Below are 12,119 nucleotides of genomic sequence, written 5' to 3'. Positions count from 1 at the left end.
GCTGCTTCATGCGGCTGAAGGCGAGGGGGCTGATCTTTCCGAGCTTCATCATGAGGCTTCTCCTGCGTGTGTGCGGTTGCATGTGCCTGCCAGGCGGCAGCACCTGGCGCGTATGGCGTTTTCGGGATCCGGTATTTATACTGTATGCAAATACAACTGTACATGCATACAGCATTTGGAGGAAGCCCCATGCGTGACCTGACCCGCCGCCAGGAAGAAATTTTCAACCTCATCCGGGAGTGGATCGAAACCACCGGCCTGCCGCCGACGCGCGCGGAGATTGCGCAGCGCTTCGGCTTCAGTTCGCCGAACGCCGCCGAGCAGCATCTCAAGGTGCTGGCAAAAAAGGGCGTGCTGGAGCTGCTGCCGGGGGCGTCGCGCGGCATCCGGCTGAAGGGCGGCGGCGGTCTGCCGCTGGTGGGCCAGGTGGCGGCAGGCAGCCCGATCCTGGCGCAGGAGAACGTCGAGCGGCACTACCAGCTCGACGCCGCCATGTTTTCGCCGCGCGCGGACTACCTGCTGAAGGTGCGCGGCATGAGCATGAAGGACGCCGGCATCCTCGACGGCGACCTGCTCGCGGTGCATCGCAGCGCCGAGGCGAAGGCCGGGCAGGTGGTGGTGGCGCGGATCGGCGACGAGGTCACGGTGAAGCGTTTCCAGAAGCGCGGCCACAGCGTGCAACTGCTGCCGGAAAACCCCGACTTCGAGCCCATCGTGGTCGACCTCAGGCGCCAGGAACTGGTCATCGAAGGCATCGCGGTCGGGGTGATTCGCAGCGGCAAGGCCTTGTAAGCGCGACTGGCGGCCGGACCGCGCCGGGGGGGTGCGCTGGGCGTCGATCCCGACGAGTTGCCGAGGCCGCCGCCCGGACGAGGACTTGCTCCGGCGGGCGGCGGGTCTAGATTGAGAGAGGCCGTTCGTTCTCTGCAAGGGAGAAACCGACATGGGATGGTGGCGCGTCGCGGGGGTATTGATGATGAGCATGACGGGAAGCGGACTGGCGCAGGATGCCGGCACGACCAGGCTGCCGCCGCCCGAGACGGCGGGCGGCATGCCTTTGATGCAGGCATTGCAGGCGCGGCATTCGACGCGGGCGTTCGGCAGCCAGCCGCTGCCGCCGCAGTTGCTGTCGAACCTGCTGTGGGCGGCAAACGGGGTGAACCGGCCGGATTCGGGTCAGCGCACCGCGCCCTCCGCGCGCGACTGGCGCGAGATCGACGTGTATGTGACGACCGCGGACGGCGCGTATCGCTACGATCCGCCGGCGCACGCGCTGATCAAAGTGGCGGCCGGCGACATCCGCCATCTGACCGGCGCACAGGATTTTGTGGCGACCGCGCCGGTGAACCTGGTGTATGTGGCGGACTTCGACCGGATGAGCGGGGCCGGGGCCGAGGACAAGATGTTCTACAGCGCTGCCGACGCCGGCTTCGTCGCCCAGAACGTGTATCTGTATTGCGCGTCGGCGGGCTTGGCAGTGGTGGTGCGCGGCCTGGTCGACCGCGAGGCACTGGGCGCCGCCCTGGGGCTGGGACGCCAGCAACGCGTCGTCCTCGCGCAATCGGTGGGTTATCCTGCCGGCGCTGCCAAATAGCCAATGGCACTCGCCAGCCGAGCCGATGCCGAAATTCGCAAAGATCGTTTTCGCCTGCCTGATTTGCCTGGCTGTCGCCGGCGCGGCGGTGCGGCTGATCCAGTGGCTGTCGGCATGAGCGCGGCGCCTGCCGGGGTGGCGCGACAAAGCCCGCACAAACGGGCGGCGCGTTGATTGCCAGAATGTTTGAGCGGTGGATAATTCACAGACCTTGATGAGCGGAGAAAAAGTATGCGAACACACTTGCAAAGAAAATGCGCCCTGGCCTTGCTGGTGACCGGAATCTTCGCAGCCAGCCCGGTTCTGGCCGACAAGCCGGAATGGGCGGGCAACGGCAAGCCGGGCAAAAGTGCCCAGGGCCCGCACGACGAAGGCCCGCGCAACGGCGATCGTCACGACGGCCGCCGCGACGACTACAGGGGCGATCATGGGGGCGATCGCGGGGGCGACGCGCGGGTCAGCGTGTATTTCAATGACCATCAGCGCACGGTGGTGCGCGATTATTACGAGGAAAGCTTCCGGCATGGCCGCTGCCCGCCGGGGCTGGCGAAAAAGCACAACGGCTGCATGCCGCCCGGCCAGGCCAAGAAATGGCAGCGGGGCCGGCCGTTGCCGCGGGATGTGGTCTACTACGATTTGCCGCCGCGCGTGGTGGTCAGCCTGGGCGTGCCGCCTTCCGGCCACAAGTACGTGCGGGTGGCCAGCGATATCCTGCTGATCGCGATCGGCACCGGCATGGTGGTGGATGCGATCCAGGATCTGGGACGCATGTAAACGCAATCCCGAGCAAACTGCGGCGTAAAGACCGGGGCCAGGCGAATTGCCTGGCCCCGTTTTGTTGTGTGCTGCGCTGCAGGTGGGGCTTGCTGTCGCGGAAGGCAGTCGCCGTGCCGGGTCAGGGCCCGATTCCTTGCAGAAACTTCCCGAGGCTGGCCTGGGCGCCGCCGATCAGGGGGGCGCCGTGGGCGAACAGCAGATGGTCGAACTCGCGTTCGCGCAGATGCTTGAGAAAGATTCTGCGCAGGCCATGCTTGACGCCTTGCGGGTCGTCTCCCATGTAGGCATCCGGCACGAAGCCGAGCTTGCCCCGCTCGCGCACGATGGCGTCGCCGAGGCTCAGGATGCCGCCGTGCAGCGGCAGATAGAGCGCGGTTTCCTCGGGGCACAGCGTGGCGACCTTGAGGGCCAGGATGCCGCCGGGCAGTTCTCTGCCGTGGCTGAATCCCGTGACCCTCTCGCCGTGGCTGAATTCGTGCAGGCCGTCCTTGTGGCACCACACCTGCGCGTCATAGCGGGCGGCAAAGCGGTCGCTGTGACGGTAATGGTGACGGTTGGTGAGATAGATATGCCGCGGCGCGCCGCGCGCCGCGAACCATTCGATTCCCTGCGCCGGAACCCGCGGGTCGATCAGCAGCGGCGGATCGGTGGCATTGCAGTAGTAGGAGTGGACGTAGGCCTGGATGCCTGGGTGGAAGGTTTTCCAGTGGAATACGCCGGGGAGAATCTCTTTCATGGCGGCAGCCCTCGCATCCAGTAAAGACCATTCTGTGGTCCGGGGAAAGCGGCTTTTGCCTGCCCCGGGCGTGCCGCACGGTTCCTGTTTGCGCGCGGGCCGGCCGCGTCAGCGCGCTTCCTTGAGGTAATCCAGTAGCGCCTGCATGTCGCCGTCCTCCAGGCTGAAGCGGTGGGCGCGCACCTTGCCCGACCGCAGCAGGGCCGGCACCTCGTCGGTCGGGGTCGCCAGGCCGCCCGGCGCGCTGCCGTGACAGCTGGCGCAATTCCGGTCGTACACCGCGGCGCCCCGCCGGGCCTGGGGTTCGGGGGCGGCTGCCGCCGGCGCCGCAAGCGGGGAGTAGAAACTGCCGCGGTCCCAGAATCCCGCTTCGCTGCAGCCGAGGCAGGGGTGGCCGGATTCGACCGGGTTGCTCACCCCGTTCCAGCGCAGGGTGGAGCAGGCATTGCGGGTCACCGGCCCCTTGCAGCCGAGTTCCAGCAGGCACCAGCCGGCGCGCGCGCCGGCGTCGTCGAAGCTCTTGGCGAAGCGGCCCGCCTCGTAGTGGCCGCGCCGGGAACAGCGGTCGTGCACGGTTTCGCCATAAAACGCCACCGGCCGGCCCTGGGCGTCGAGTTCAGGAAACCGGCCGAAGGCCACGCGGTGGGCCAGCACGGCGCTCATCGCCTCGGGGATGGGCGGGCAGCCGGGCAGGTTGACCAGCGGCCGGCGCGGCACCCGGCCCTGCGCCATCAGTTCGGCGATGCCCATCGCCCCGGTCGGATTGGGGGCGGCGGCGGGCAGCCCGCCGAAGGCGGCGCAGGTGCCCACGGCAAGCACCGCCTCGGCGGCGTCCAGGCAGCGCGCGAGCAGGCTCAGGTTGTCCTCGCCGGCGATGGTGGAACAGGCTCCGCCGAGCGCAGTCGGCACGGAACCGTCCACCACCAGCAGGAGCCGGCCGTGGTTTGCGGCCAGGCTTGCTTCCCGCGCCTGTTCCGCGGCCGCGCCGGCGGCGGCCTGGAGGAGATGGCTGTAGTCCAGCGAAATCAGTTCGAACAGCAGCCGCTCGATGGAGGGGGCGGACGAGCGGGTGAGCGATTCGGTGCAGCCGGTGCATTCCTGGAACGACAGCCATACCACCGGCAGGCGCCGGGCCCTGGCAAGCGAATCGGCCAGGATGGCCGCCGCGCCCGGCGGCAGCGCGAGCAGCGAGGCGGCCATGGCGCAGAACTTGAGGAAGGCGCGCCGGCTGACGCCACGGTCCGATGCGATAGGCAGTGTGCGGTTCATTCCGGGCCTCGCTGTCATGCAAACGATCAGTCCCGGCATGGCCAGCACTGGATACCGAATTTACTTCAAAAAACCCTGTGCGCTTTCATCCGGCCGCGGGTATTTTGCCGGGTGCTCAAGGCCCCGTCCTGTCGGTGTGCATTTTTCGCGGCAAGGCGGCAGCTAGCCGCCCCAGGTCCGTACCCGCCCCACATCGAGGTGCACGAAGTTGGAACCCGGGTAATAGCCGACGCCGCCGCCTTTCAGCATGAGGCCGGCGCGGCGCAGGTCGGCCAGCTGCACGCCGGGGATGCGGATGTCGATGGCCTTGCCTTCCATGTGCAGGCTGCGCCTGGCGACGCCGGAAGAGTTCGTGGCCAGTAGGCTGTTGCTGACCGGCGAACGGTAGCCTGAAATGACCTGGAACGGCTGCGCGGTGCCCAGTGCGGCCTTGACGCGGTCGAGCAGGTCCAGCAGCTGAATGTCGATGGCCGCGACCGCGCCGGTGCGGTGGTCGCGCAGCACGCGGTTGATTTCCGCGAGCGATTCCGGCACGTAGTCGCCTTCTATCCAGTAGGGCAGGTCGAGCTTTTCTCCGGTATGCAGGTTGAGGAAGCCAAGCCGGCGCTCGGCCGCCTCCGGGCTGGCGAATGCCGGCAGCGGCAGCGCGACGGCAAGCATGCCCAGTCTGAGAAATTGGCGGCGGCTGAGAGTGTGTTTCACGGCGTTCCTTTCGATCCGTTGCGCGTCTGGCGGCCGACTTCCCGGGCCAGGCCTTCCTGCGCTGCGATTGCGGCATCCACCCTGGACCAGTCGATGTCGCGGCTCATGCCATGGGCTTCGGCGAGATCGCGAACGGCCTGCGCCGGGTCGCTGCCCTGATTGTAGATATCCCGATGGACTTCGAGCAGGATGCGGCCGTCCCCGGTTGCCGCCAGCAGGACTGGCTGATAGACGAGGCGGCCAGCAGTACCGACCTCCACCCGCTCGAATAGTTCGGCGATATCGTCGGGGTGCAGGCGGATGCAGCCATGGCTCTGGAAATGGAACACGCTCGCCGGTGCGATGGTGCCGTGTATGCCGTAGCCCCACATGCTGAGGCCGAGCCAGTGGGCGCCGAGGGGGTTGTCGGGGCCGGGAGGCACTTCCTCCAGCACGGCCTTGCCCTCGTTGCGCATTTCTTCCTGGATGGATGTAGGCACTTTCCAGGTCTTGTTCTTCACCCGCGCGACGATCTCGAACTCGCCTTGCGGCGTGGGCCAGGAGGGCTTGCCGAGGCCAACCGGGTAGGCCGCGACCAGTTTGCCTGCGTCGAATTCGAACAGCATGCGCTGCGGGATGTTGATGAGCAGGCCGTCGTCGAGCGCCGCCGGCACGATATGCGGATTGTCGATGCGCAGGCGCTGGCCGGGGCGGATGATGGCTGCGAAGGGAATGGCGTTCTGTCGCGCCAGGACCTTGGCTGCCACGCCGAAGCGGGCGCCGATGGCGATCAGGGAATCCCCGGGACGAACGGCATATTCGCTGTCGCCGCCCGTCACCGCGCGGGCAAGCGGCGGCAACTCCCCGGCCGGGGCCGCCAGGCTGAGGCCGGCAAGCAGGCAGGCGAAAACACGGCGTGCAAGCGCAGTCATCGGGCTCAGGGGCGGGCTGGCCGATCGCCCCGCCATGTCGGGCGCGCCACTACTGGACGGGCATCGGCTTGTTGTCGTTGAGGTTGAGCCAGCCCTTGGCGATGCGGTAGACGAACCAGACGCAAGCCACCCCCCATACCAGCCAGCCGAGGAGGATGATCCAAGTGGCGGCGCCGACGACGAGCCACAGCAGGCCCCACCAGAACGTCCTGATCTGCCAGCCGAAGTGGCTTTCCAGCCAGGTGCCGCGGGCGTCCTCGCGCTTGAGGTAGTTCAGCACGATGGCCACGACGGCGGTGATGCCGATGAACAGCGAAACGGCATACAGCGCATAGATGACCGTGGTCAGGGTTTTCAGGCTGGCGATTTTTTCGCCGGAGGCGGGTTCCATGTTCATCAACGTGCTTTCTCGTAGATGGGCATCATCTGTGGCACCAGCGCGTTCAGTGCCTGGATGCGGTTGTCGGGGGAGGGGTGGGTGCTGAGGAATTGCGGCGGGCCGCCGTTGCCGGCGCTGCTCATTTTTTCCCACAGGCGCACTGCGGCGCGCGGATCGAATCCGGCGCGGGCGGCGAGTTCGATGCCGTAGCGGTCGGCCTCGCTTTCGCCGGCGCGGCTGTTGGGCAGGGTCAGAGCAATGTCGGCCACCGGCGCCAGCACGCTGAGGTCGCGGCCGGCGACGATGGAACCGAGCGTCATACCGCCCTGCATGGCGATGGCGCGCGACATGCGCTCGCGGCCATGGCCCAGCATGGCGTGGGCGATCTCGTGGCCCATGATCTGGGCGATTTCGTCGTCGGAGAGTTTCAGCTTGTGAATGATGCCGGTGTAGATCGCCATCTTGCCGCCCGGCATGCACCAGGCGTTGAGCGTCGGCTCGTCGATCACCGCGACCGACCAGTTCCAGCTGCGGCTGGGCGCATACATGTTGCCCGCCTGCGCGATCAGGCGGTCGGTGATGCGTTTGACGCGGCTGTTCAGCGCCGCATCGGTGCTGAGTTTGCCCTTCTTCTGCGCCTCATTCAGCGTCTGCGCGTAGGCCTGCGCCGATGAAGACTGCGCCTGCTCCTCGGACACCAGTACCAGCTGCTTGCGGCCGGATACCGGGTTCTCCTGGCACGCCGTCAGGCCGACGGCGAGCAATGCGGTGACGACGAGGGTGCGTTTCATGGCGTCTCCTTTTTTCGGGTCAATGAGCCGGCAATGCCGGGGCCGGGGCTCAGATTCCGCGCAGCAGCTCGTTGATGCCGACCTTGGACAGGGTCTTGGCATCGACCTTCTTCACGATCACCGCGCAATACAGGCTGTAGCTGCCGTCCTTGGACGGCAGGTTGCCGGACACCACCACCGAACCGGCGGGCACGCGGCCGTAATGCACTTCGCCAGTTTCGCGATCGTAGATCTTGGTGCTCTGGCCGATGTACACGCCCATCGAGATCACGCAGTTGTCCTCGACGATCACCCCCTCGACCACCTCGGAACGGGCGCCGACGAAGCAGTTGTCGCCGATGATGGTGGGATTGGCCTGCACCGGTTCGAGCACGCCGCCGATGCCGACGCCGCCGGAGAGGTGCACGTTCTTGCCGATCTGCGCGCAGGAGCCGACCGTGGCCCAGGTGTCGACCATGGTGCCTTCGTCGACGTAGGCGCCGATGTTGACGTAGCTCGGCATCAGCACCACGTTCTTGCCGATGTAGGCGCCGCGCCGCGCCGCCGCCGGCGGCACCACGCGGAAGCCGCCGTCGCGGAAGTCGCGGCTGTTGTAATCGGCGAACTTCGACGGCACCTTGTCGAAATAGTTGGTGAAGCCGCCCTTGATGAAGGCGTTGTCTTCCAGGCGGAACGACAGCAGCACTGCCTTCTTGAGCCACTGGTGGGTGATCCAGTTCTGGCCTTCGGCACGCTCGGCGACGCGCAGCTGGCCGCGGTCGAGCATCTCGATCACCGACATGACGGCGTCCTTGACCTTGGCGTCGGCATTGCGCGGGGTGATGTCGGCGCGGCGTTCGAAAGCGTCTTCGATGATGTTCTGCAGGTCTTGCATGATGGATTCCTGTGATTGAAGGTTGAAATTAAAGCGATGGAAATGGAATCGGCGGCTTACGCCGCCTCGCCGGCGTGGCTGGCCACGCGTCGGGCGGCTTCGACGCAGGCCTGCAGGCTGTCGACCAGGGCGATGCGGACGAAACCCTTGCCCGGATTGACGTTGGCGGCGTCGCGCGCGAGGTAGCTGCCGGGCAGCACGGTGACATGCTGTTTTTCATACAGGCCGCGCGCGAACGCGGCATCGTCGCCGCCCGGCACCCGCGCCCACAGATAGAAGGCGGCGTCGGGGGCATCGAATTGCAGCACGCCTTTCAGCATAGGCATCACGGCGGCGAATTTCTCGGCGTACTGGCGGCGGTTCTCGACCACGTGCGCCTCGTCGTTCCAGGCCGCGACGCTGGCGGCCTGCACCACCGGGCTCATCGCGCTGCCGTGATAGGTGCGGTAGAGCAGGAATGACTTCATCAGCGCGGCGTCGCCCGCCACCATGCCGGAGCGCAGGCCGGGCACGTTGGAGCGCTTGGACAGCGAGTTGAACACGATCAGGTTCTTGAAGCCGCGGCCGAGCTGCTGCGCGGCGGTGAGCGCACCGAGCGGCGGAGCGCCTTCGGCGAAGTAGATCTCCGAATAGCATTCGTCGGCCGCGACGACGAAGCCATGCCGATCCGACAGCTCGAACAGTTCTTTCCAGTCGTCCAGCGACATCACCTTGCCGGTGGGGTTGCCGGGCGAACAGACGTTGACCAGGTTGACCTGCTCCCACAGGTCTTCCGGCACCCGCGACCAGTCCATGGCGAAGTCGTTTTCCGGCAGGGTGTTGAGGAAGAAGGGGCGGGCGCCGGCCAGCAGCGCCGCGCCTTCGTAGATCTGGTAGAACGGGTTGGGCGACAGCACCACGCGGCGGCCGTGGCGGCTGGAATCGACGCTGGCCTGGGCAAACGCGAACAGCGCCTCGCGCGAACCGTTGACCGGCAGCACTTCGCTCGCCGGATCGAGCTTGACGCCGTAGCGCCGCTGCGCCCATGCCGCAATGGCGCCGCGCAGCGCATCCGAGCCCTGAGTGATGGGATAATTCGCCAGCCCGTCCAGTCCGGCGACCAGCGCGTCCTTGATGAATTGCGGCGTCGGGTGCTTGGGTTCGCCGATCGACAGGTTGATCGGTGCGAGGTCGGGATTCGGCGTCACGCCGGCGAACAGTTCGCGCAGCTTTTGAAACGGATAGGGGTGGAGTAGTTCGAGGCGCGGATTCATTGCAGTACAGGTTTCATTTACGTCTTCCATTATAAAGCCCTATGTCGTCGATTCCCTTGCAGCGCACCCTTGCCATCGCCAGTCTGGTCTACGCCGCCACGCTGTGGGGGCTGGTGTGGTACCCCTATCGCCTGCTGGATCAGGCCGGCGTGGGCGGCATCGCGTCGGGGTTCTTCACCTATGCGACGCCGCTGCTGCTGCTGGGCTGGCTGCATGTTCGCGCGCTGCGCGCTGCGCGCGGGCACTGGCTGTGGCTGTCGGCACTGGGGCTGGCGGCGGGCTGGACCAATCTGGCTTACGTGCTGGCGGTGCTCGAAGGCGAGGTGGTGCGCGTGCTGCTGCTGTTCTACCTGTCGCCCCTGTGGACGGTGCTGTTCGCACGATTTTTATTGCATGAAAAGCTCAACCGCGCCGGCTGGGCGGTGATGGCGCTGGCGGCGGGCGGTGCGCTGGTGATGCTGTGGCAGCCCGGCGAATGGCCGCTGCCGAGCCACCGTGCCGAGTGGCTGGGCCTGTCGGCCGGGGTGATGTTCGCGGCGAGCAACGTCATCAGCCGGCACCTGGATGGAGTGGCCGAAGGCGCCAAGTCGGTGTCGGTGTGGGCGGGCGTGGCCGTGCTGGCGTTGATCGGCCTGGCGCTCAGACCGGCCGAGCTCGATTTCATGGCGGCTGCCGCAAGCGGCACCTGGCTGCTGCTGATCGGCCTCGGCTTAGCCATCGGCAGCATGACCTACGCCGTGCAGTACGGCCTTGCGCGGGTGCCGGCCAACCAGGCCATCGTCATCTTCCTGTTCGAACTGGTGGTGGCCGCGATCGCGGCCTACTTCCTGTCCGACGAGCGCATGGGCGTGCAGGAATGGGTCGGCGCCGCCATGATCGTCACCGCCAGCCTGTTTTCCGGCCGCATGGAAGACGACCAACTGAAAGAGGCACGCCATGTCTGAGATCAATTCCCTGCTGCACGCCGGCCTGCTGGTTTCCGACCTGGCGCGCGCGAAGGCCTTCTACGAAGCGGTGCTGGGCTTGAAGCTTTACCCGAACCGCCCCGGCCTGCCTTACCCCGGCGAGTGGTACGAACTCGGCAACGGGCAGCAGCTGCACCTGATGCAGTTGCCCAACCCGGATGCGGGTTCGCCACGTCCCGAGCATGGCGGCCGCGACCGCCACATCGCGCTGGGCGTCAAGGACATGGCAGCGCTGGCAAGCCGGCTCGATGCGGCCGGGGTGACATACACCGCGAGCAGGTCGGGCCGCGCGGCCTTGTTCTGCCGTGACCCGGACGCCAACACCCTGGAATTCGTCGAAGTCGGCTGAACGCGGTTGTTGAGGCATACGGCCCACTACATGCTTCAGTCCGCAGTGGATCGGCGGCCTGCGCGGCTTTGGCGGCTTTGCAAGCCCGGTCAGCTTTCACGGGCGCGTCGTGGCGATGGATCGCGGCGGGTACCCGGTGGGCATAAAGGCGCCGTTCCTACCGCGATCCCGTGGTAAGACGGCCAGTCCTCGATCCGGAGGCTTCAGGGCCGGTCTGCGCCGGGCAACCCCAAAGCATGAAAATCACCGGCAGCAGGAGCAGCACGACGGCGATCAGGCGCAGCACATCGTTGCCGCTTGTGCGGCGCGGCCTGAGTCCGCAGCAGCAGCATTTCGGATCGGGGGTGTGGGCTTCTCGGGTAGGAGTGTGCATGGCGGCCTCTCTTGCAGAGCGGACAGCAGGGCGACCAGCGCGCCGCTGTCATCATTTGCCGGGAGGCGGTCGAAACCCGCCCGCCCGCCTTCGCTGTTGAAGGACTTGGCCGCGGGCGAAACGGAGTCAAGCGCGATTCACGGGTTCCGGCTGCAGCACGACATCATTATCAACATAGAACAAACCCTTGTCTTGCAGGCGGAGGAATGGGCTTTATTGAGGGGGCGAAGCGAAGCGCTGCAGGCCATCGCGCGCCAGCAGCGCCGCGCCGTAGGCGGCTTCGGTGTGGGCGGCGCAAGCCACCGGCACGCCGAGCAGACGCTGACGAACATGCGTCCACACGGCGTTCCGCGCGCCGCCGCCGGCGGTCTCGACCCGGCCCGCCGGGGTGGCGCCCAACTCGGCCAGCAGGGCATAACCCCGCGCCTCGATGCGCGCCAGGCTTTCCAGCAGGCCATGCAGGAATTCGGCGTCGTCCGCCGGGCGCGGGGACAGGCGCGGTTCCAGTGCGGGGTCGCTGGTCGGGAAGCGCTCGCCGGTGCGCGGCAAGGGAACGTAATCGAGCGGGCTGGCGACGGCGGGATCGATTCGTTCGGAGAGCGCGGCAAGCTGGCGGTCGTCGAAGAACTGCCGCAGCACCGCGCCGCCGGCGTTGGAGGCGCCGCCCGCCAGCCAGCGGCTGCCGAACCAGTGCGAGTAGACGCCGTGTGCGGTCGATTCCACCCGGCTGTCGGACAGCAGCTTCAGTACCAGGGTGCTGCCGAGCGAGGTGACGGCGTCGCCGCTCTGGCTGACGCCGGCGGCGAGGAAGGCGGCGATCGAATCGGTGGTGCCGGCGTGCACCATGCAGCCGGGGTTCACGCCGAGGTAGCGCGCACGCGGGCGCGACACGGTGGCGAGCCGGGCGCCCGGCGCGATCGGCACCGGCAGGTAGTCGACGTCGGCGAGGTATTCCACCCAGGCCGGCCATTTCAGCTCGTCGAGATCGAGGCCCATTTTCAGGGCGTTGTGGTAGTCGGTCATGCCGACCCGGCCGGTCAAGAGGCCCGCCAGCCAGTCGGCCTGATTGAGGTAGAGCCGCGCGTCGGTGAGGCCGAGACGCTTTTTCAGCCACAGCACCTTGGCCAGCCCCGAGGTGACGGCAGC

14 protein-coding genes are annotated in these 12,119 nt (G+C 67.1%); 5 read left to right on the top strand and 9 right to left on the bottom strand.

From position 1 onward, the window contains the following. The first annotated feature begins 189 nt into the window (after window positions 1-189). From lexA to BGO62_RS05730, 3 genes are all read left to right on the top strand, one after another. The gene (gene lexA / locus BGO62_RS05740) at window positions 190-792 is read left to right on the top strand and encodes a transcriptional repressor LexA (protein ID WP_296640122.1); all 603 of its coding nucleotides are present in this window, start codon (window positions 190-192) and stop codon (window positions 790-792) included. A gap of 151 nt (window positions 793-943) precedes the next feature. Further along, window positions 944-1,594: a SagB/ThcOx family dehydrogenase gene (locus BGO62_RS05735; protein ID WP_296640120.1), complete on the top strand. Its 651-nt coding sequence runs from the start codon at window positions 944-946 to the stop codon at window positions 1,592-1,594. 243 nt (window positions 1,595-1,837) lie between these two features. Further along, window positions 1,838-2,368 carry a hypothetical protein gene (locus BGO62_RS05730; protein ID WP_296640117.1) on the top strand — a complete coding sequence of 177 codons (531 nt, stop codon included), beginning with the start codon at window positions 1,838-1,840 and terminating at the stop codon, window positions 2,366-2,368. 121 nt (window positions 2,369-2,489) lie between these two features. Here BGO62_RS05730 and BGO62_RS05725 read toward each other — a convergent pair whose 3' ends face one another. The 8 genes from BGO62_RS05725 to dapC all read right to left on the bottom strand — a co-directional run bounded on the left by BGO62_RS05725 (window position 2,490) and on the right by dapC (window position 9,286). Further along, window positions 2,490-3,107, bottom strand: coding sequence for a hypothetical protein (locus tag BGO62_RS05725; RefSeq protein ID WP_296640115.1), 618 nt, complete (start codon window positions 3,105-3,107; stop codon window positions 2,490-2,492). Between the two features lie 108 nt (window positions 3,108-3,215). Further along, complete coding sequence (locus BGO62_RS05720) at window positions 3,216-4,376, bottom strand: hydrogenase small subunit (protein WP_296640114.1); 1,161 nt, start codon at window positions 4,374-4,376, stop codon at window positions 3,216-3,218. A gap of 162 nt (window positions 4,377-4,538) precedes the next feature. Further along, window positions 4,539-5,078, bottom strand: coding sequence for a YcbK family protein (locus BGO62_RS05715; RefSeq protein ID WP_296640112.1), 540 nt, complete (start codon window positions 5,076-5,078; stop codon window positions 4,539-4,541). Next, complete coding sequence (locus BGO62_RS05710) at window positions 5,075-5,989, bottom strand: L,D-transpeptidase family protein (protein WP_296640110.1); 915 nt, start codon at window positions 5,987-5,989, stop codon at window positions 5,075-5,077. Before BGO62_RS05710 ends, BGO62_RS05715 begins: the two co-directional genes overlap by 4 nt. A 49-nt stretch (window positions 5,990-6,038) precedes the next feature. Next, on the bottom strand, window positions 6,039-6,386 hold the full coding sequence (locus BGO62_RS05705; protein WP_296640108.1) for a hypothetical protein: 348 nt from the start codon (window positions 6,384-6,386) through the stop codon (window positions 6,039-6,041). Beyond that, window positions 6,386-7,159, bottom strand: a complete 774-nt coding sequence (locus tag BGO62_RS05700) for a M48 family metallopeptidase (protein WP_296640107.1) — start codon at window positions 7,157-7,159, stop codon at window positions 6,386-6,388. The genes BGO62_RS05705 and BGO62_RS05700 overlap by 1 nt, the downstream gene beginning before the upstream one ends. Before the next feature lie 49 nt (window positions 7,160-7,208). Further along, a complete protein-coding gene (gene dapD / locus BGO62_RS05695; protein WP_296640106.1) occupies window positions 7,209-8,033 on the bottom strand; it encodes a 2,3,4,5-tetrahydropyridine-2,6-dicarboxylate N-succinyltransferase in 825 nt (274 codons plus the stop codon). A 56-nt stretch (window positions 8,034-8,089) separates the two neighbouring features. Beyond that, a complete protein-coding gene (gene dapC / locus BGO62_RS05690) occupies window positions 8,090-9,286 on the bottom strand; it encodes a succinyldiaminopimelate transaminase (RefSeq protein WP_296640104.1) in 1,197 nt (398 codons plus the stop codon). Window positions 9,287-9,327: 41 nt separating this feature from the next. On the opposite strand from dapC, the gene BGO62_RS05685 reads away from it, so the two are divergent. Further along, a complete protein-coding gene (locus tag BGO62_RS05685) occupies window positions 9,328-10,230 on the top strand; it encodes a DMT family transporter (protein ID WP_296640102.1) in 903 nt (300 codons plus the stop codon). Next, window positions 10,223-10,600: a VOC family protein gene (locus BGO62_RS05680; protein ID WP_296640100.1), complete on the top strand. Its 378-nt coding sequence runs from the start codon at window positions 10,223-10,225 to the stop codon at window positions 10,598-10,600. The genes BGO62_RS05685 and BGO62_RS05680 overlap by 8 nt, the downstream gene beginning before the upstream one ends. A 586-nt stretch (window positions 10,601-11,186) precedes the next feature. On the opposite strand, the gene BGO62_RS05675 is transcribed toward BGO62_RS05680, so the two are convergent. Next, a partial coding sequence (locus tag BGO62_RS05675; protein ID WP_296640098.1) for an FGGY-family carbohydrate kinase occupies window positions 11,187-12,119 on the bottom strand: 933 nt, incomplete at its 5' end.

Source organism: Thiobacillus sp. 65-1402, from assembly GCF_001897685.1.
GTDB lineage: Bacteria > Pseudomonadota > Gammaproteobacteria > Burkholderiales > Thiobacillaceae > Thiobacillus.
This window is presented reverse-complemented; position numbering and strand designations above follow the sequence as displayed.

Excerpts from the sequence above, each read along its gene's own strand:
- lexA (WP_296640122.1), top strand. The coding sequence starts at position 190 with ATGCGTGACCTGACCCGCCGCCAGGAAGAAATTTTCAACCTCATCCGG.
- BGO62_RS05735 (WP_296640120.1), top strand. The coding sequence starts at position 944 with ATGGGATGGTGGCGCGTCGCGGGGGTATTGATGATGAGCATGACGGGA.
- BGO62_RS05725 (WP_296640115.1), bottom strand. The coding sequence starts at position 3,107 with ATGAAAGAGATTCTCCCCGGCGTATTCCACTGGAAAACCTTCCACCCA.
- BGO62_RS05720 (WP_296640114.1), bottom strand. The coding sequence starts at position 4,376 with ATGAACCGCACACTGCCTATCGCATCGGACCGTGGCGTCAGCCGGCGC.
- BGO62_RS05710 (WP_296640110.1), bottom strand. The coding sequence starts at position 5,989 with ATGACTGCGCTTGCACGCCGTGTTTTCGCCTGCCTGCTTGCCGGCCTC.
- BGO62_RS05705 (WP_296640108.1), bottom strand. The coding sequence starts at position 6,386 with ATGAACATGGAACCCGCCTCCGGCGAAAAAATCGCCAGCCTGAAAACC.
- BGO62_RS05700 (WP_296640107.1), bottom strand. The coding sequence starts at position 7,159 with ATGAAACGCACCCTCGTCGTCACCGCATTGCTCGCCGTCGGCCTGACG.
- dapD (WP_296640106.1), bottom strand. The coding sequence starts at position 8,033 with ATGCAAGACCTGCAGAACATCATCGAAGACGCTTTCGAACGCCGCGCC.
- dapC (WP_296640104.1), bottom strand. The coding sequence starts at position 9,286 with ATGAATCCGCGCCTCGAACTACTCCACCCCTATCCGTTTCAAAAGCTG.
- BGO62_RS05685 (WP_296640102.1), top strand. The coding sequence starts at position 9,328 with ATGTCGTCGATTCCCTTGCAGCGCACCCTTGCCATCGCCAGTCTGGTC.
- BGO62_RS05680 (WP_296640100.1), top strand. The coding sequence starts at position 10,223 with ATGTCTGAGATCAATTCCCTGCTGCACGCCGGCCTGCTGGTTTCCGAC.